Below are 17,583 nucleotides of genomic sequence, written 5' to 3'. Positions count from 1 at the left end.
ATAGACTCTTCTCCATCCGCTTTTTTTTGCATCAAGTTACATTATTATATTTAGAATGCAACAACCCTGCTCTCAAGAGGGGAATCGCGCGAGGCCTACGCTTTTGTTTTTATCTTCCCTACAAGTCAAACATCCTCGCCAGTAACCTATATGATTCCAACCTATCCTCAAAATCTTCACAAATGGTTACGGCCATAATTTCGTCAATATCGTAATCATCGGCCAGCCAGTTAAGTTTTAGCTTAATTTCCGTTGGAGTGCCGGTAATAACCCGATAGCGGTTATGGCGGATGCGTTCCTGCTCGTGAGGTGTGTAAACCGCGTCTTTAACGTCGGCGTAACTTAGTGGTACAATAGGGCCGCCTTTTTCAAATTGTAAAAAGCGGTGATCCATTACGGCTTGGTGCTGTTTTATTTTTTCTTCATCGTTGGAGCAAAAAACAAATATGGCTACGTTAACCTGGGGCTTGGCCAGGTCATCAGATGGCTGGAAGCGTTCGCGGTAAAGCTTTACATTTTCGGGACCTCCGTTTGGGTTAATAAAATGAGCGAAGGAGAATCCCGTTCCAAAGTGCGCCGCGAACAAGCCGCTTTGTCCGCTTGAGCTTAGCAACCATTGGGCCGGTACAGCTTTAATTTGAGGAATGGCCCTTATTTTGGCACCTATAGTACCCGGCTCGTAGGTATCATGAAGATAATTGTTCAGATCTGTCAATTGTTCTATAAAGTCCTGCTCTTTAAACTGGTTTGATGGGTTGAGCACGGACGCTGTAATTCGGTCGGTACCCGGCGCTCGTCCCATACCCAAATCAATACGGCCCGGAAACAAAGCTTCCAGCATCCTAAAGTTTTCGGCAACCTTTAAGGTACTGTGATTAGGCATCATGATACCACCTGATCCTATGCGCATATGCTTAGTTTGCCCTGCGAGGTGGGCAATCAGTACTTCGGGAGTGGAGCCGGCTAAAATACCGGTGTTATGATGCTCTGCTACCCAGTAGCGGGTGTAGCCCAACTCATCGGCCAGCTTCGCCAGCTGAATGGTTTCCTGAACGGCAAGCTCGGCAGTAGCCCCTTTCCTTATCGGCGACTGGTCAAGCACGCTCAATCGAATCTTTTTTGTACTCATAGTAAATATATCAGCGCAAAAATAAGCATCGGGTTACCGCGAATAGGGTGCTTCAAGTTTTATGGCTTTGCGATTACTATTTCAGATGTGCAGATTTCAAATGTGCAAATATGCAGATGATCCATGTTGACAATCGTAAGGTAGAAATCCTGATATAATCCTTTAATAAGATAAAGCCCGGTTCAGATAAAAACATCTGCACATCTATAATCTGCACACCTGCACATCTTCTCGCCGGTTCAGACAAAAAATCTGCACATCTGGAATCTGCACATTCAACAATATTGTCATTTTATTCATTCGCTGTAACAACAGGTCATTTTTATTCGTCTCTGATAAAACGCACCTATATTTGAAAAATCGCGCTGCAGAGAATACTTTTTTCGGTGAATAAACAGTGCAAAAAATCTTTTGTAACAATTAACTGTAGGTAAAACCTTTTCTTTAAAATACAACTTAAAGGAGTATAACCTTTTGAATTAGCTTGCGTATAAAGCATATCGATTTAAGCGAATTATGACAATTAACACCAAATCCGTTAGCGTATTATTGGTTGATGATGATGAGATCAATAATTTTATCTCCATTAAATTAATAAAGAAGGCTTTATTAAACACCGAGATCATGGCCTGTTTAAACGGCAAATTTGCTATTGAGCAGTTATCAGAGATTCAGCGTAAAGACCCGGAAAAACTGCCGGATTATATTTTACTGGATATCAATATGCCTATTATGAACGGATGGGAGTTTTTAGACGAATACAAACGTTTAAACCTCGATCCGCTTGGTAAAAGCAAAATCTTTATCATTTCATCGTCTGTTTTTAGCAACGATATCAACAAAGCGCGTTCATACCCGCTGGTAAAGGATTTTATCAGCAAACCACTCAACGTAGAAAAAATAAAAGAGCTTTTTGAAGTTCAACCAATGGTTTAAGCGGGCGACACGGTAAAGTGTTCGCCTCCGTCATCGCTGCTTACAGTGCCAATAGCAAATGATTTGGAGTGATAAAACAAACAGGTCCAACCTTCTTCTGATGCTAATTTCCCATATTCCTGGCGCAGCTGCATGGCTTTGCGTCCGTCCATATCGTATTTGGCAATAAACTTCCTGATCAGTTGCTCGGGTTCGGGCAGTTCGTCGCCCCCGAATAATGCTTTGGTACCTTCAATATCAATCCAAAAAACCTGGTGATTAGGGCAATGCCCGCCCGATAGTTCATAACGAATACCGGGAATCAATTCGCCGCGGCCTTCAACAAAAGTAATGTCAATGGTATTTTGCAGCGCCTCAAAAATCTCTTTATGGTACGATGATGATTTACCGGTAATACCAAATTCCCATTCGCCTTTCTGAATCACGTGCCTGGCCTGCGGAAAACTGGGCTCCAATTTGCCGTTACGTTCAACCACCAGGCCGCCCGAATGGTCATAATGCAGGTGCGACATCAATACCAAGGTAACGTCATCAGGATCGAACCCAGCGTTACGGATATTTTGATGGATGATGAGTTCATCGCGGGTATCTTTAAAACCAAGACCGGTATCTAACACAATAAGATCATGGTCGGTTTTAATCAGGAAAGGGTTTACGTGGATGAACAATGAACCCGGGCGCTCCCTGAAATTATCAGTTTCAGGGTTAAACGGAATAAATTTTTTGGTTGAATCAACTGAATATGAGCCCTCTCCCAGCGCGAAAATTTCCATAGTTTCGATGTGTCAGATTTTGAATGTAATTTTGCCTTTTAAAACTACCAGTAATTATATTTACTGTTTAATAAAGCTACAAAGATATGAATAAACGTTGGGCGGTAAGGGAAAATGCCGATGAGGGATTAGTCAATAAATTATCCGCCGAACTCAATATCGATACTGTTCTGAGTAGCCTGCTGGTGCACAGGGGTATAAGTACCTTTGATGAAGCCAAATACTTCTTCCGCCCCGATCAAAGACACCTGCACGATCCCTTTTTAATGCAGGATATGGAAGAAGCCATTATCCGCATTGAAACCGCCATCGCATCGGGCGAAAAAATAATGATCTATGGCGATTATGACGTGGATGGCACCACGGCGGTAGCTACCGTGTACAGCTTTTTTAGCAAGCAGTACAAAAAGATGGAGTACTATATTCCCGATAGGTATAAAGAGGGTTACGGCATTTCAACCCAGGGAATTGACTACGCCGCTGAGCATGGCTTTTCGCTCATCATAGCACTGGATTGCGGTATTAAATCTGTTGATAAAATTGACTATGCCAATAATTTAGGCATCGATTTTATTATTTGCGATCACCACTTACCGGGCGCGGAGTTACCTGCAGCCGTTGCCATACTTGATCCTAAGCGTGCGGATTGCCAATACCCTTATAAAGAATTATCGGGCGCCGGTATTGGTTTTAAGCTGATCCAGGCCTATGCCGAAAAAAACAGTATCCAGTTTGAGGCTGTAGCCCAATATCTCGACTTGGTTTGCATCAGCATAGCCTGCGATATCGTGCACATTACCGGCGAAAACCGGGTATTGGCACATTATGGTTTACAAAAAATCAACACAGATCCCTGCATTGGCGTAAAAACTTTGATGGAAGTGGCAGGCCGAAAGGGACCGTATACCATATCGGATGTGGTATTTCTGATCGGTCCGCGTATTAACGCAGCCGGGCGTATTGATGATGCCAAACACGCGGTTGAATTGCTGCTGGCCTGCGATGATAACGTTGCCAAAGCTAAAGGCCTCATGATTAACAGTCGCAATAGTGAGCGTAAGGAACACGACCTGAGCATTACCGATGAGGCCCTGGGCATGATTGATAACGACGAAGTGCTGATAGGCAAAAAATCTACCGTGGTTTACAACGAGTACTGGCATAAAGGGGTAATAGGTATAGTAGCCTCGCGCCTTACCGAAAAGTATTACCGCCCCACCGTAGTGCTCACCAAATCAAACGGACACGTAGCAGGTTCGGCACGATCTGTATTGGGGTACGACCTTTACGAGGCCCTTTGCGAGTGTAAAGACCTGCTCATCCAGTTTGGCGGGCATAAGTATGCCGCTGGGTTAACTATGCATCCCGAAAACGTGGAAGCTTTTAAAGACAGGTTTGAAGAAGTGGTGAGCGCTACCATAACCCCACAACAATTAATACAGCAGATACAAATTGACGCCGAATTACGTTTAAGCCAGATAGAACCCAAATTTTTCAGGATATTGAATCAATTTGCCCCTTTCGGCCCCGAAAATATGGCCCCGGTTTTCATAAGTAAAAATGTGTATGTTAGCGGTAACGCGGCACTGGTTGGTGCCACGCATATAAAAATGGCCGTAATGCAGGAGGGATCGCCGGCGTTTGATTGTATAGCCTTTAACCATGGCGAATATCTGCCGCAATTAAAGCCTGGTGTACCATTTGATATTTGCTACAGTATTGAAGAAAACCTATGGCGCGAAAAACGGACTATACAGTTGAATATAAAGGGGATTAGGGTTTTAAGTCAAAATTAAAAATTCAAAAGTCAAAAATTTCTTGACTGGCGAACAATATCATATTGAGTCAAATAAAAAGTTTAAGCCACTGGTTTTTGACTTTTGAATTTTGACTTTTGAATTCACAACATGATACTACGAGCAGAAAATTTAGTAAAAAAATACAAGCAGCGCACCGTTGTTAACGATGTAACGTTTAACGTGGCGCAGGGCGAAATTGTAGGTTTATTGGGACCAAACGGCGCCGGCAAAACCACATCGTTTTACATGATTGTGGGCCTGATAAAACCAAACGAAGGCACTATTTTTTTAGATGATGAGGATATTACCCAGGATGCCATGTACCGCCGCGCGCAAAAAGGCATCGGTTACCTGGCGCAAGAGGCTTCGGTTTTTCGTAAGCTTTCTGTAGAGGATAATATCAAGGCGGTATTGGAAATGGGCAAAATGTCGAAAGAATGGCAGAAGGATAAGTTAGAGGAACTGATAGATGAGTTTAGCTTGCACAAAGTACGCAGAAACCGGGGCGATTTGCTATCGGGTGGTGAACGCCGACGTACCGAGATTGCCCGGGCCCTTGCTGCCGAACCTAACTTTATTTTGCTGGACGAACCTTTTGCGGGTGTTGACCCCATCGCGGTAGAGGAAATCCAGGCCATGGTGGCTAAATTGCGCACCCGTAACATTGGTATCCTGATTACCGACCACAACGTACAGGAAACGCTGTCCATTACCGATAGGGCTTACCTGTTGTTTGAAGGTAAAATACTGGAATCAGGCGTGCCCGAAGTATTGGCTGAAAATGAAATGGTGCGTAAGGTGTACCTGGGTGCAAACTTTGTATTGAAACGTAAAGTATTTCCTCAATAAGCTGCTATGACTATTTTTAATTCTGTATTTACCTGGTTTATGAAAAAGCGCATCCACCAGATTGAGCTTTTTATGAAATACCCCAATGAAGTACAGGAAGAGTGGTTTGAACAGCTGATATCAATGGCCGAAAGTACCGAATGGGGCCGTAAGTACCAGTATAAAAGTATTGATAACCTTACCCAGTTTAAAGAACGGGTGCCAATTCAAAATTACGATACACTGAAGCCCTACATCGAGCGCATGCTCAAGGGGGAAAAGAATGTGCTCTGGCCTTCAGAGATCCGTTGGTTTGCCAAATCATCGGGTACCACCAACGACAGGAGCAAATTTATCCCGGTAAGCGAGGAAGCTTTGGAAGAGTGCCATTTTAAGGGCGGTAAGGATGTATTAACCATCTATTTTAACAATCAGCCCAATGCCCGTATGTTTACGGGCAAGGTGCTTACACTGGGCGGCAGTCACCAGGTAAGCCAGTTTAATAACGATGCGTCGTTTGGCGATTTATCGGCCGTGATCATGAAAAATCTCCCTTTTTGGGCCGAGTTTCACCGCACTCCTCAACTGGACATTGCCCTGCTGGATAATTTTGAAGAAAAAATAGAAAAGATAGCTATGGCTACCAAGGATGTAAACGTAACCAGTATTGGCGGCGTACCCACCTGGAACCTGGTATTGTTTAAACGCATCCTTGAAATTACCGGCAAAAACAACATGCTGGAGGTTTGGCCCAATCTGGAAATGTATTTTCATGGCGCGGTTAATTTTGGCCCATATCGCGATCAGTTTAAAACGCTGATCCCGAGCGACGAAATGTATTACCTGGAAAACTACAACGCATCTGAAGGCTTCTTTGGTATTCAGGATACCAAAGATCCCGGCGACATGTTGCTGATGCTGGATTATGGCATTTTTTACGAATTTTTACCGTTGGAGAACCTGCACCAGGAAAATCCGCAGACGCTTACTTTAGATGAGGTTGAACTGGATAAAAACTACGCGCTCATCATTAGCACCAATGCCGGCTTATGGCGATATATGATTGGCGACACCATTAAATTTTCGTCGCTATCTCCCTACCGCATCAGGGTTACCGGGCGTACAAAACATTTTATTAATGCTTTTGGCGAAGAGTTAATTATTGACAATGCCGAACAGGCCCTGGCCGAAGCCTGCCACCAAACCGGTGCTGTGATCAGGGAATATACTGCCGCCCCGGTTTATTTTAGCAACAACGAATGCGGTGCCCATGAGTGGATCATTGAATTTGAAAGGAAACCCGCCGAATTTGAGCGTTTTGTCGATTTGCTGGATGAAACCCTTCGCCGCATTAATTCCGACTATGATGCCAAACGTTTTAAAGATATGGCCTTGCGCCGTCCCATAGTACGCCGCGCACCGGAGGGCACGTTTTTCAATTGGATGAAAGAAAAAGGCAAATTGGGCGGTCAGCATAAAGTACCCCGTTTGGCAAACGACCGGGAATATGTGGATAGTATTTTGAAGGTGATGGAGTTGGTGGGGTAGGGAAAGAGTCAAGAGGTTAGAGTCAAGAATCAAGAGGAAAAACCCAGTCGCGGTTTTTAATTTCGATATGAAAAAATTATTTCTATCTGCTTTTATTGGTATTCAGCTAATTATCAATACAGCAAGCGCCCAGGTGACGACTCGGTCTATGTTAAGTTCTCCGAGAATTTCTAAAACAGATATTGCGGGCATATGGCAATTTGGTACTGCTACAGTAGGAGATAATTTGCTGGAGTATTTCCAGTTTTTCAAGGATGGCACTTTTGTTTACCACTACAACGGTGAAGACGATACCCGGAATATAATATCGATAAAAGGCAGATATTTTTTAAATAAGAATCAATTGAGCTTTATTGTAAAATCTAAAGTTGAACGTACAGCCAGGGGAATCGAAACTGGTGCAATGGGCACCGATGAATATATTTTTGTTTTAAATAGTGATTCAACCAAAACAGTTTTAGAGAAAAATCCAAAGAGGCTTGACCCGGTACTTATTTGGAAGGTGAAAAAAAAGGCGAAGTATTTTAAGATTAACATTAATAACCGTACTTATTTTAAACTGTCGACCGATCCAAATAAGTTTTCTGATGATTGAAATGGTTTATTTTCTATATTGCAGTATAAATCCTTTATCATGATAAAAAATAAGAGAGCTATATTAGGTTCACAAACACCGGTATTTTTATTGATGATGTATTTGGGCGTTAAAGGCCTCTTTAGGGGGATTGAAACGCATAACAACCTGCGTATAGCGGCTTCTGCTGCGGGCATCGCCATATTTATCACCATATATGTAATGTTGATTGTGGCTGTAACACGTAAAACATCAGGCACCAATCAGGGGCTTTAATGTCACATCATCCCAAACTATCCAATGTTCATTTAAATGCCGGGCTCCGTGTTTAACATAAAAACGCTGATACGGGTTATCGGGCATAATACCCGCACAAAGGCTATGGGCATTGAAGTGGCCCATCCACTCTATAGCCCGTTTTAGTAATTTTAAACCAACTCCCTTGCGCTGGTATTGCTTTAAAATGTAAAATGACTGCAGCTCGGCATCTATATCAAAACGTGTGGTAAGCTGAATGGCGAGGTAACCGATGATCTTATTATCGCTATCAACAGCCTTAAACATTATTCGCTCTACCTTCGCGCTAACCGGCGACTGACCGGCAAACCAGGTTTCCCAACGATAGGCGCGCGTATCAAAGCTAATATCATGAGCCTGCATCAGGTGTGGGCACGATTGCCGTTTACTATCTATCTCAACACGGGTAATCTCGTCAATATCGTTAGCGCTTGCAATCAGTGTTTTCATGTTATTGGCAGGCCTCCCATATTTTTACCGCTTCCACAGCCTCCTTTACGTCGTGCACCCTTAAAATATTGGCTCCCTTATTTAGTGCAATCGTATTTAAAACAGTAGTACCATTCAGGGCATCTGCGGCGTTTCCGCCTAATAATCCGTAAATCATCCTTTTGCGGGATATGCCGGTAAGCAGCGGCAAGCCCAGTATTTCAAACTCCTGCAGGCGTCGCATCAAAGTATAATTCTGTTGCTGATTTTTGGCAAAACCGAAACCGGGATCAATGATCACATCATGTACGCCCAGTTGTTTTAACTGGTGCCATGCCGAGCCAAAAAAATCGAGCACCTCGTTAAACACATCGTCGTATTGTGCCATCTGTGTCATATTTTGCGGGGTGCCTTTCATGTGCATCAATATATAAGGCACCTGTAAACGGGCAACGGTGGCAAACATGTCAGCATCTAATGTACCGCCAGAGATATCATTGATGATATGCGCTCCTGCCTTGATGGCGGCCTCGGCAACCTGGTGGCGAAAAGTATCGATAGATAAAACAGCATCCGGGAATGTAGCCGCAATAGCCTCAACCACAGGCAAAAGGCGATCTGTTTCTTCCTGTACACTAATATCAGTAGCACCGGGGCGGGATGAGTAAGCGCCAAGGTCTAAAAACGTGGCCCCATCCTGCAGCATCTTTTGAGCCAGTTGCAGGGCTTCTTCAACACCCGGCTTACGGTTACCGGCATAAAACGAATCGGGCGTAATATTGATTATGCCCATCACCTTTGGAGCCGACAGATCTATCAATTTACCACCCGCGTTAAGGGTAACTTTTTTATTAAAAACGTTATCTTTACCCATGTAGTTGTAATGTTGGAAGGGTTTAATGTTGTAAAGTTACTTAACTTTGTAACGATGGTTGTAATGTTGAAAGGTTTTAATGTTGCAAAGTTAGTTCGTTACCAGATTACAACATTCCAACTTTACAACATTAAAACCTTCCAACATTCAAACATTTCAACATTCAAACATTTCAACCTTTGTCTAATACATCAGCAGAATACGATCACGTAATTAATAATTGCAAGGGCCTTTTCATGAAAAAGACCCGTGACTATGGCACCGCATGGCGCATCCTTCGTCCGCAATCCATCACCGATCAGATTTTTATCAAAGCGCAGCGCATCCGCACGCTCGAAGAAAAAAAAGTATCAAAAGTTGGTGATGATGTTACCGGCGAATATGTTGGCATTGTTAATTACTGCGTGATAGCCATGATGCAGTTGGATTGCGCCGCAGACACCCCGACCGAACTTTCGGCCACGCATGTGGAGAAAATGTTCGACGAAAGGGTGCTGGAAACTAAAGAACTCATGTTTGCCAAAAACCACGATTACGGCGAAGCCTGGCGCGATATGCGGGTAAGTTCATTAACAGACCTGATACTCATGAAGCTGTTGCGCGTAAAACAAATTGAAGATAACCAGGGCCTTACCGAGGCATCCGAAGGCGTAAAAGCCAATTACCAGGATATGCTTAACTACGCGGTATTCGCGCTTATAAAATTAGGATACTAATATGAAAAACGGCCTTATTTGGTTTTGTAGGATAGCGGTAGGCTTGTTGTTTATATTTTCGGGCCTTATCAAGGCGAATGATCCCCTCGGCTTTTCTTATAAACTGGAAGAGTACTTTGAGGTTTTTCATATCACCTTTTTAAACAACCTGGCGCTTACATCGGCCATTTTACTTTGCGCGTTGGAAATGCTGCTGGGTTTTGCCCTCCTTATTGGCGTACGTGCTGTAAAAGTTGCCTGGGGCCTGTTGCTGCTCATCATCTTTTTTGGCTTTTTAACCTTTTACTCGGCCTTTTTTAAAGTGGTGCAAACCTGTGGTTGTTTTGGCGACGCCATTCCGCTTACGCCATGGCAGTCTTTTAGCAAGGATATGGTATTACTGGTTTTGGTGGCCGTGTTGTTTGTAAACCGCAAAGCCATCAAACCATTGTTCAGCGCTAAAACAGGAGATAAATGGCTTGTGGGTGCCGCTATATTTTCAGTAGGGTTTGGGTTGTTCACCTATAACTTTATGCCTTTTATTGACTTTTTGCCGTACAAGATAGGAGCCAATATAGCCGAAGAAATGAAAACGCCACCGGGTGCCCCACAGGACGTTTTTGAACTAACCTATCACCTCAAAAACAAAAAGACAGGGGCTACCAAAGTAATGAACGATAAAGCTTACCTCAGTACCGGGATATGGAAAGATGCCAACTGGGACGTTGTTGGTGAGCCGGAAAATAAACTCATCAAAAAAGGTTTTGAACCTAAAATTCGCGATCTGGCTATCCAGGATGCCCAGCGGAACGATTATACCAAAGAGTTACTTTCAAGCCCGTACTACAGCCTAATTATTGTAGCTTATGATTTGGATAAAACCAACGAGGAGGCCATCAACCGACTTAACGCCCTGGCCATAAACGCCACGCAGAATTTTAACATCCGTACCATTTTGCTAACCTCAAACGCAGCACCAAGCGCGCAGGCTTTTGCAAAAGCCCATAAGCTGGTAAGCGAAATTTTTTATGCCGATGGTGTACCGCTTAAAACCATGATCCGCTCAAGCCCTGGACTCATCCTGCTAAAGAACGGCGTTATTGTTAATAAATGGCACTATCACTCGGTGCCAAAATATGATGATTTGGTTAAAAAATATTTTCAGCAGCAATAAGCCATGATCAGCTACCTCATCCGCAAGCTATTTTACGGTGTGGCAGTGATGCTGGGCGTGGTGCTGGTGGTTTTTTTTCTGTTTAATATTTTGCCGGTCGATCCCGCGCGGATGACGCAAGGGCAGCGCGCCGATGTACAATCCCTACAAGCCGTACGCAAAGAATTTGGGCTGGATAAACCTGTAACTACCCAGTTTGCGTATTATCTCAATGATCTTTCGCCTATCGGCATCCACCTTAATACTGCCGAAGAACAACAGCGGTATCATTACGCAAAGCTGTTTGCTGTTAGCGATAATAAGGTTATCGCCATAAAATGGCCATATCTGCGCCGTTCGTACCAAACCCGTAAAGATGTGGCCAGTTTGCTGTTAGAGGTAATTCCTAATACTTTGGTGTTGGCTACAACGGCTATGATCTTTGCCATTGTAATCGGTGTGTTTTTAGGGGTGGTAAGCGCTGTAAATAAAGATACCTGGATTGATAAGTTAGCTATCGGTTTTTCTACCTTAGGTATTTCGGCACCGTCGTTTTTCGCGGGGATTATTATCGCCTGGATCTTCGGTTTTGAGCTGAGCAAATACACCGGACTAAACATGTCTGGCAGTTTGTACAGCTACGATCCTTTTAAGGGCGAGGTTATTGATATCAAAAATCTCATTTTGCCTATGATTACGCTGGGCTTGCGTCCGCTGGCTATCATTGTACAGCTTACCCGTAATGCCATGTTGGATGTGCTGGGGCAGGATTACATTCGCACCGCCAAAGCCAAAGGCTTAAGTAACCGTACCATCATCTATCGCCACGCGCTTAAAAACGCCTTGAATCCCGTAATTACCGCCATCGCCAACTGGTTTGCCTCGCTGCTTGCCGGATCATTTTTTGTGGAATATATTTTTGGTTACAACGGCCTGGGTAAAGCCACCGTTGATGCCCTCGAAATGTCGGACTTCCCCGTGGTGATGGGCTCTATACTTTTCATCGCCTTTATTTTTGTGGTGATTAGTATTCTGGTTGATATTATTTATGTTTGGATAGATCCGAGGGTGAAGTTGAGTTGATTTTGGGACAAAGGAGTAAGGACTTGGGGATTTGCGGACTGTTGGACTTGGGGACAAAGGAGTAAAGAGCAAGGATTCGGGATAAAAGATGAAAATAAATAAAAGCTTTAGGCTTTCGGCCTTTAGCTTTTTGCTTAATAAAAATGTTATGAAGTACTTTTTAGTCGGGTTTATGGGGTGTGGTAAAACTACCTGGAGTCGTAAACTGGCGGCCAAATTAGGTTATGATTTTATTGACCTGGACCACGCTTTAGAAGCCCAGATGGGCATGACCATAGCCGAATATTTTTCGAGTTTTGGCGAGGATGCCTTCCGCAAACTGGAATCGGACGTGCTGAAGCAAACCGAATATCCCGAAAACGTGGTGGTATCCACCGGTGGCGGCTTGCCTTGCTTTTTTGACCATATGGAATGGATGAACGGTAATGGCAAAACGCTTTACATCAAACTATCCCCAAAAACATTGGCCGATAGATTGGAGAACAGCAAAACCATTCGCCCCGTACTGCAAGGTAAAAAAGGCGAAGAATTGATAGAATTTATCACCGGTAAACTGGCCGAGCGGGAAGGTTTTTACCTACAGGCGCACCACCATATAGATGGCATTGATCTATCGGTTGAGAAACTGGAAGAAGCGATAAATGGCGGGAATTAATACAGCCATAAATTTAAAGGATTAAAAAAGGACGAGATAGTTTATCTATACGTCGTCCTTTTTTGCGTTCATTATTTGAGGTTACTGGAATAACTCAAGCAATATTAAAGTTCTTATTCCTTGTTCCAGAAATTCTTGCACCAGCAAAGCATCAAATTATTTCCCTGCCCTGGGTTGATGCATAATCAGCTTATTCAAAACTTCTTCTATTTCGGAGATAGGCATTTTTTGAACTAAGTAGTAATCTTTGGTCCCATTTTTATCCCAAAGGTTGCTGCCATCGGCGTTGCATATCATTTTGCCTTTTATAACATCAAAATACTTTTCAAAGCCCCGCACGGCAACCAGTACCGCGGTTTCATCCCAACTCATCCTGCCCTTCGCGTCGTTAGGATCAAGTGGCATACTTTTTTGGAACACATCTTTAACCGGCGAACTTGTTATGAATTGGTCTGTTGCTATTGGTAAACCGGTATGAATTTTCGCGCCGATCTCGAAACCACTAAGAACTATTGGCGACGGCCAGTTATTGAACGCTATTTTTGAAGACACAGAATCCATTTTAACGTTAAACTCTTTAAACGTTCCCATTTCGTTGTTAAAACAGCCGGCCATGCTTACTAAAAGCTTTACTTTCTTTTTGATTAACGCTTTACCATCTAATGCCGATATATTATCTGGTTTCGACTGAAGCAGATTAGCCATATTGGTCATAAAACCAATAGTCACAATAGTTACGCTTTGATCTGGCTGTGCTGCCAGTATCTTTCTGTAAAGTGTTGTAGCATCCTGGGCCTCATCGTTACTTTTAATTTTGTGCGGGTAACGGGCCACAATCAGCGAATCCCATTTTTGCCAGGAAGGTAAATTAACGGCCTCGCCCCTTACCACTCCTACGGGAACACCAGGCCTTTTAAAATAAGTATTCAACACGCTTAGTGTAGGCGCGGCAAAACGGTGTTTGTTACTGGCGATAGTTGCCAGAATTTTGCATTCGCCATTATCTGCAAGGGCGTGTAAAATAGCCATCGCGCCTACATCGTCATAGTCGGGACCTATATCGGTATCAAGTATGATGTTTTTTAACTCCTGCTTTTGGGCAAAAGCAATGTTTCCGAAAAGCATTGCAAACAATAACAAAATCAGCTTATATCTCATGGTTATAATTTTTTGTGCCGATAATTTACAAATGGAACATATTAGCAATAATTAAGGTAAAGCCCCCTACTTCCTTTCTTGATTCTTGATTCTTAATTCTTAATTCTTGACTCTTTTCTTCTTCCCCGCTTTCATTTTCAGATTCAGTAACTCTACCAATACCGAAAATGCCATGGCAAAGTAGATGTAGCCTTTAGGGATGTGCTGCTCAAATGCTTCGGCCAGTAAGGATACGCCAATCAGCAACAGAAAGGATAAGGCCAGCATTTTTACCGTAGGGTGCTTGTTTACAAAACCGGCTACACTGTTTGATGCCCACATCATAATACCAACAGCAACAATTACCGCCAGAATCATGATTTCCACATGGCTGGCCATGCCTACGGCAGTGATGACCGAATCTAAAGAAAATACAATATCCAGCAGCATGATCTGTATAATGGTGGCTATAAATCCCTGTGGTTTAACGTTTTCGTTGCCGTCTTCATCGCCTTCAATTTTATGATGAATTTCGGCAGTGCTTTTATAGATGAGGAACAAGCCGCCTATAATCAGGATCAGGTCGCGGCCGGATATCGCTAATTTCTCAACCCAATCGGCATCGGTTATATGAAAAACAGGTGCAAGGTTAAATAATGGTGTAGTTAAGGTCATTACCCAGCTAATGGATAGCAGCAGCAAAATGCGGGTGATCATGCCCGCCCCCAGACCTATGCGCCTGCCTTTGGCCTGTTGCTTTACAGGCAATTTATCAGATAGTATAGATATAAATACGATGTTATCGATACCCAAAACTATCTCTAACACGGTTAGCGTTAACAGGGAGATCCATGATTCGGCCTGGGCAAATATTTCTAAGTTCATAGTGCAGGGAGGTATTTATCCAAAAATAACAAAACCCCTGCCGTTTTGGGGCAAGGGTTTGCATAAAAGGGTTAATATATGTGGAGTTAATCGAATTTTACACTGCCAAAGCTGGAATTGATGGTGATGATTTTATCGGCACCGGTTTTACCAATATGGCCTTTGTAGGTTTTGGTTGGGTTATAACCGCGCTCATTATCACCGGGCGTTTTGTTGGTAATATTTACAGGATGATCACCGTAGTTAAAGCTGCCGTACTTAACCGTTACATCAAAGTCGGCGTTAGGTTCATCGGCCATGCCTAATTTTATGCTTGAGTATGATGAGTTTACCGCCAGGTTTTTCATGTTCCTGTCCAGTTCAGCAATACTTACGCCCCCGCCAAATTTCACATTGATGTTACCCGATGTTTTGATTTTGCCAATTTTGGCCGAACTATAGCTAAGTTTAGCGTTCAGCTTGTCGCAATCGCCAAGATCAAGGCTGCCAAAAGCCACATCCAGATCGCTGCCGTTAAGCGAACCAATGTTAGCATTGCCATATTTAACTTTGATCTGGTTGCCGGGGTTGCTTAATACCTTAGCTGCCAGGCTGCCAAATGAATTGGTGATGATGAGTTTACCACCAAGATCGGGCAAATCTGTAGCGCCATATTTATTGCTGATGGTAAGCGGGTTTTTGGCCGGCATATACACGGTATAATTGATCTCGATGTTACGGGTTGAATTGCTGCTGCCACCACCAAATATGTTTGACCATGAGCCGTTATTATCACCAGAACTGATCTCGGTTTTAAAATAAACCCCGTTACCATCCTTGCTATCGCGAATAACTACGTTGTCCAGCATCTTCTGCGCTTTATCGCCATTGTTGGTGCCTACTTTTATCGCTACATCAACCTTTACCTCGTTTTTAGCCCAGGTATTTACCGTAATTTTGCCGAATTTGTTATCAATATTGATCACATCGTTGGCATCAACGCTGTATGTTTTACTGTAGGTTTTTGTTTTTTCAACTACATCCTGGCTCTTTGCATTGCTATCGCCATCGCCATTATCGGTATCATAGCTAAAGTTAAAGCTGTTATCAAAATCCTTAAAACCATAAGCTATCATGGGTGCCAGCTTATCAAGTTTAAAGGCAAAATTCACCATGCTATCATTAAACCTGTAGCTAAAGGTTTTCAGGCTATCAAAGTTATAGCTAAAGTTGTTATCAAAATGCTTAAAGGTTTTGCCAAGCGTTTTCATCTGGCCTTTCATGGCTTTATTAAAATGCTGTTTGTTAAGGCTGTTCATTTTGGCCTGCAAATCGTGCATTTTGGCTTTTAGCTCATTCATTTTTTCCTGGTACTCTTTGGTACCGGTGGCGGCGTAGTCTCCCTCGTCGTCGTCACTGTCAGCGTCGGCAACTACCGGTGCAGCTGGCTTAACCGGTTTAGCTGGTTTTTTTTGCTGCGCGGAGCCTGCCAGGCCAAGGGTTAATAAAACCGTTAATGCAAGCAGGAACGGGTTAAATATTTTTGATTTCATCTTTCTTGTTGTTGTTCTTGGTTTCGTTAAACTGCTCAATGATATTTAATTGCTGACTTAGCACATCTGTTTGTATTTGCAAGTTCCGGATCATCGCACGTAAAACATCCTCCTGGTTAGGGCTGGTAGCTAAATCTTTATTGAGTTTTTTATAGGTAGAATCCATTTTGGCAATTTCAGAAGTAAACTCCTTGTACAATTGCGGGTCGCCTTTTGAGGCGGTTTTAAGCTCGTTTAGTTGCGTTTCAACCATTGAAGCATAGTGAACCTGTTGTTTGGCATATTCGGGGTTAATGGCAGCCAGATTAACGCTTTTTGCGCCTTTTTGGCTTTGGATATACAAGCCGAAACCTATACCCATTACAATGACTACCGACGCGGCCACTTTGAGCACGAAGGCCAGCGAGAAGGTTTTTGCCTCGCGCTTTTTTGGCTCTTCCTCCAGCTGCGTTAAACGCGCTTCTATTTTGCCCCACAAATCTGCCGATGGTTCGATCTCGTCAAAATCGTCGTGATTGTTTTTCATGAAATCTTCAAATCGCTTGCTCATGACACTTTTCCCTTTCTGCTTAAAATTTCCATTAGTTTTCTTTTAGCTCTCAAAAACTGGGTTCTTGATGTGTTTTCTGATATATTTAAAATCTGTCCTATCTCTTCGTGATCGTACCCTTCCAGCAGGTAAAGCGATAATACAACCCGGTAACCATCCGGCAATTGTTTCATAGCTTCTTTTACCAATGCTACCTGGTACTGTACATCGTCGTCGTCGGCAGGCTCCTCATCCGGAATATTTTCCAGGTGATCGCCTTCTATTTCTATAAGTTCCAGCTTGCGTTTGCGCAACATGTTGATGCTGCGGTTAACCACAATTTGTTTAAGCCACAGGCCAAAAGTAGTCTCCTGCCTAAAATCCTTCAGCTTATTAAAAGCATCAAGGAACGCTTCCTGCAAAACATCCTCTGCCTCGTCAATATTACCCACTATCCTAAAGGCGACGTTCAACATCGCTTTCGAATACAGGCGGTACAACTCATAAGAAGCTTTTTTGCTTCCTTGTTTGCACTCGGCCACCAGGCTGTAATGTTTATCTATAAATATTGCTTCCAATTGCGTTAAGCTTCAGGTTAATAGACGCAGGTTATTTTGCAACGTTGCACGAGGAGGAAAAATAATTTCAGATGTGCAGATTATAGATGTGCAGATGGGAGAATAGATGTGCAGATATGCAGATTTCAGATGTGCAGATAACTTTTTGA

General features: G+C 43.2%; 19 protein-coding genes. 10 read left to right on the top strand and 9 right to left on the bottom strand.

Annotated elements, in window-relative coordinates; genetic code table 11:
• Positions 1-118: 118 nt before the first annotated feature.
• Complete coding sequence (locus QWZ17_RS07325) at positions 119-1,129, bottom strand: LLM class flavin-dependent oxidoreductase (RefSeq protein WP_290304438.1); 1,011 nt, start codon at positions 1,127-1,129, stop codon at positions 119-121.
• Positions 1,130-1,645: 516 nt separating this feature from the next.
• Between QWZ17_RS07325 and QWZ17_RS07320 the strand changes: the two genes are divergently transcribed.
• Positions 1,646-2,065 carry a response regulator gene (locus QWZ17_RS07320; protein ID WP_290304437.1) on the top strand — a complete coding sequence of 140 codons (420 nt, stop codon included), beginning with the start codon at positions 1,646-1,648 and terminating at the stop codon, positions 2,063-2,065.
• Here QWZ17_RS07320 and QWZ17_RS07315 read toward each other — a convergent pair.
• Positions 2,062-2,838 carry an MBL fold metallo-hydrolase gene (locus tag QWZ17_RS07315; RefSeq protein ID WP_290304435.1) on the bottom strand — a complete coding sequence of 259 codons (777 nt, stop codon included), beginning with the start codon at positions 2,836-2,838 and terminating at the stop codon, positions 2,062-2,064. The two genes, QWZ17_RS07320 and QWZ17_RS07315, sit on opposite strands and share 4 nt — an antisense overlap.
• Before the next feature lie 86 nt (positions 2,839-2,924).
• On the opposite strand from QWZ17_RS07315, the gene recJ reads away from it, so the two are divergent.
• The 5 genes from recJ to QWZ17_RS07290 all read left to right on the top strand — a co-directional run bounded on the left by recJ (position 2,925) and on the right by QWZ17_RS07290 (position 7,863).
• Positions 2,925-4,634 carry a single-stranded-DNA-specific exonuclease RecJ gene (gene recJ / locus QWZ17_RS07310; protein ID WP_290304434.1) on the top strand — a complete coding sequence of 570 codons (1,710 nt, stop codon included), beginning with the start codon at positions 2,925-2,927 and terminating at the stop codon, positions 4,632-4,634.
• Between the two features lie 111 nt (positions 4,635-4,745).
• Positions 4,746-5,486, top strand: a complete 741-nt coding sequence (lptB, locus tag QWZ17_RS07305; protein WP_290304433.1) for an LPS export ABC transporter ATP-binding protein — start codon at positions 4,746-4,748, stop codon at positions 5,484-5,486.
• Between the two features lie 6 nt (positions 5,487-5,492).
• A complete protein-coding gene (locus QWZ17_RS07300; protein ID WP_290304432.1) occupies positions 5,493-7,013 on the top strand; it encodes a GH3 auxin-responsive promoter family protein in 1,521 nt (506 codons plus the stop codon).
• A gap of 67 nt (positions 7,014-7,080) precedes the next feature.
• Positions 7,081-7,608, top strand: coding sequence for a hypothetical protein (locus QWZ17_RS07295; RefSeq protein WP_290304431.1), 528 nt, complete (start codon positions 7,081-7,083; stop codon positions 7,606-7,608).
• Positions 7,609-7,647: 39 nt separating this feature from the next.
• Entirely contained in the window at positions 7,648-7,863 is a 216-nt protein-coding gene (locus QWZ17_RS07290) for a hypothetical protein (protein ID WP_290304430.1), read from the top strand.
• Here QWZ17_RS07290 and QWZ17_RS07285 read toward each other — a convergent pair.
• Together QWZ17_RS07285 and folP are read right to left on the bottom strand one after the other, a co-directional pair.
• On the bottom strand, positions 7,840-8,334 hold the full coding sequence (locus QWZ17_RS07285; RefSeq protein WP_290304429.1) for a GNAT family N-acetyltransferase: 495 nt from the start codon (positions 8,332-8,334) through the stop codon (positions 7,840-7,842). The genes QWZ17_RS07290 and QWZ17_RS07285 overlap by 24 nt on opposite strands.
• Position 8,335: 1 nt before the next feature.
• Positions 8,336-9,187 carry a dihydropteroate synthase gene (gene folP, locus QWZ17_RS07280; protein ID WP_290304428.1) on the bottom strand — a complete coding sequence of 284 codons (852 nt, stop codon included), beginning with the start codon at positions 9,185-9,187 and terminating at the stop codon, positions 8,336-8,338.
• Between the two features lie 236 nt (positions 9,188-9,423).
• Between folP and QWZ17_RS07275 the strand changes: the two genes are divergently transcribed.
• The 4 genes from QWZ17_RS07275 to QWZ17_RS07260 all read left to right on the top strand — a co-directional run bounded on the left by QWZ17_RS07275 (position 9,424) and on the right by QWZ17_RS07260 (position 12,773).
• Positions 9,424-9,903: a DUF1599 domain-containing protein gene (locus QWZ17_RS07275; RefSeq protein ID WP_290304427.1), complete on the top strand. Its 480-nt coding sequence runs from the start codon at positions 9,424-9,426 to the stop codon at positions 9,901-9,903.
• 1 nt (position 9,904) lies between these two features.
• Entirely contained in the window at positions 9,905-11,056 is a 1,152-nt protein-coding gene (locus QWZ17_RS07270; protein WP_290304426.1) for a BT_3928 family protein, read from the top strand.
• Between the two features lie 3 nt (positions 11,057-11,059).
• A complete protein-coding gene (locus tag QWZ17_RS07265) occupies positions 11,060-12,118 on the top strand; it encodes an ABC transporter permease (protein WP_290304425.1) in 1,059 nt (352 codons plus the stop codon).
• 88 nt (positions 12,119-12,206) lie between these two features.
• The gene (locus tag QWZ17_RS07260) at positions 12,207-12,773 is read left to right on the top strand and encodes a shikimate kinase (protein ID WP_290304424.1); all 567 of its coding nucleotides are present in this window, start codon (positions 12,207-12,209) and stop codon (positions 12,771-12,773) included.
• Positions 12,774-12,929: 156 nt separating this feature from the next.
• On the opposite strand, the gene QWZ17_RS07255 is transcribed toward QWZ17_RS07260, so the two are convergent.
• The 5 genes from QWZ17_RS07255 to QWZ17_RS07235 form a co-directional block, all read right to left on the bottom strand.
• The gene (locus QWZ17_RS07255) at positions 12,930-13,931 is read right to left on the bottom strand and encodes a nucleoside hydrolase (RefSeq protein WP_290304423.1); all 1,002 of its coding nucleotides are present in this window, start codon (positions 13,929-13,931) and stop codon (positions 12,930-12,932) included.
• A 99-nt stretch (positions 13,932-14,030) separates the two neighbouring features.
• Positions 14,031-14,795: a TerC family protein gene (locus QWZ17_RS07250; protein WP_290304422.1), complete on the bottom strand. Its 765-nt coding sequence runs from the start codon at positions 14,793-14,795 to the stop codon at positions 14,031-14,033.
• A gap of 86 nt (positions 14,796-14,881) precedes the next feature.
• The gene (locus QWZ17_RS07245; RefSeq protein WP_290304421.1) at positions 14,882-16,327 is read right to left on the bottom strand and encodes a hypothetical protein; all 1,446 of its coding nucleotides are present in this window, start codon (positions 16,325-16,327) and stop codon (positions 14,882-14,884) included.
• The gene (locus QWZ17_RS07240; RefSeq protein ID WP_290304420.1) at positions 16,308-16,877 is read right to left on the bottom strand and encodes a hypothetical protein; all 570 of its coding nucleotides are present in this window, start codon (positions 16,875-16,877) and stop codon (positions 16,308-16,310) included. Before QWZ17_RS07240 ends, QWZ17_RS07245 begins: the two co-directional genes overlap by 20 nt.
• Positions 16,874-17,434, bottom strand: a complete 561-nt coding sequence (locus tag QWZ17_RS07235; RefSeq protein WP_290304419.1) for an RNA polymerase sigma factor — start codon at positions 17,432-17,434, stop codon at positions 16,874-16,876. The genes QWZ17_RS07240 and QWZ17_RS07235 overlap by 4 nt, the downstream gene beginning before the upstream one ends.
• Positions 17,435-17,583 lie beyond the last annotated feature (149 nt).

This window comes from Mucilaginibacter flavus (genome assembly GCF_030409315.1).
Taxonomy (GTDB): domain Bacteria; phylum Bacteroidota; class Bacteroidia; order Sphingobacteriales; family Sphingobacteriaceae; genus Mucilaginibacter; species Mucilaginibacter flavus.
This window is presented reverse-complemented; position numbering and strand designations above follow the sequence as displayed.

Coding starts and splice junctions, on each gene's coding strand:
- QWZ17_RS07245 (WP_290304421.1), bottom strand. CDS start 16,327: ATGAAATCAAAAATATTTAACCCGTTCCTGCTTGCATTAACGGTTTTA.
- folP (WP_290304428.1), bottom strand. CDS start 9,187: ATGGGTAAAGATAACGTTTTTAATAAAAAAGTTACCCTTAACGCGGGT.
- QWZ17_RS07270 (WP_290304426.1), top strand. CDS start 9,905: ATGAAAAACGGCCTTATTTGGTTTTGTAGGATAGCGGTAGGCTTGTTG.
- QWZ17_RS07320 (WP_290304437.1), top strand. CDS start 1,646: ATGACAATTAACACCAAATCCGTTAGCGTATTATTGGTTGATGATGAT.
- lptB (WP_290304433.1), top strand. CDS start 4,746: ATGATACTACGAGCAGAAAATTTAGTAAAAAAATACAAGCAGCGCACC.
- QWZ17_RS07290 (WP_290304430.1), top strand. CDS start 7,648: ATGATAAAAAATAAGAGAGCTATATTAGGTTCACAAACACCGGTATTT.
- QWZ17_RS07315 (WP_290304435.1), bottom strand. CDS start 2,838: ATGGAAATTTTCGCGCTGGGAGAGGGCTCATATTCAGTTGATTCAACC.
- QWZ17_RS07265 (WP_290304425.1), top strand. CDS start 11,060: ATGATCAGCTACCTCATCCGCAAGCTATTTTACGGTGTGGCAGTGATG.
- QWZ17_RS07255 (WP_290304423.1), bottom strand. CDS start 13,931: ATGAGATATAAGCTGATTTTGTTATTGTTTGCAATGCTTTTCGGAAAC.
- QWZ17_RS07300 (WP_290304432.1), top strand. CDS start 5,493: ATGACTATTTTTAATTCTGTATTTACCTGGTTTATGAAAAAGCGCATC.
- QWZ17_RS07240 (WP_290304420.1), bottom strand. CDS start 16,877: ATGAGCAAGCGATTTGAAGATTTCATGAAAAACAATCACGACGATTTT.
- QWZ17_RS07295 (WP_290304431.1), top strand. CDS start 7,081: ATGAAAAAATTATTTCTATCTGCTTTTATTGGTATTCAGCTAATTATC.
- QWZ17_RS07275 (WP_290304427.1), top strand. CDS start 9,424: ATGAAAAAGACCCGTGACTATGGCACCGCATGGCGCATCCTTCGTCCG.
- recJ (WP_290304434.1), top strand. CDS start 2,925: ATGAATAAACGTTGGGCGGTAAGGGAAAATGCCGATGAGGGATTAGTC.
- QWZ17_RS07250 (WP_290304422.1), bottom strand. CDS start 14,795: ATGAACTTAGAAATATTTGCCCAGGCCGAATCATGGATCTCCCTGTTA.
- QWZ17_RS07325 (WP_290304438.1), bottom strand. CDS start 1,129: ATGAGTACAAAAAAGATTCGATTGAGCGTGCTTGACCAGTCGCCGATA.
- QWZ17_RS07260 (WP_290304424.1), top strand. CDS start 12,207: ATGAAAATAAATAAAAGCTTTAGGCTTTCGGCCTTTAGCTTTTTGCTT.
- QWZ17_RS07285 (WP_290304429.1), bottom strand. CDS start 8,334: ATGAAAACACTGATTGCAAGCGCTAACGATATTGACGAGATTACCCGT.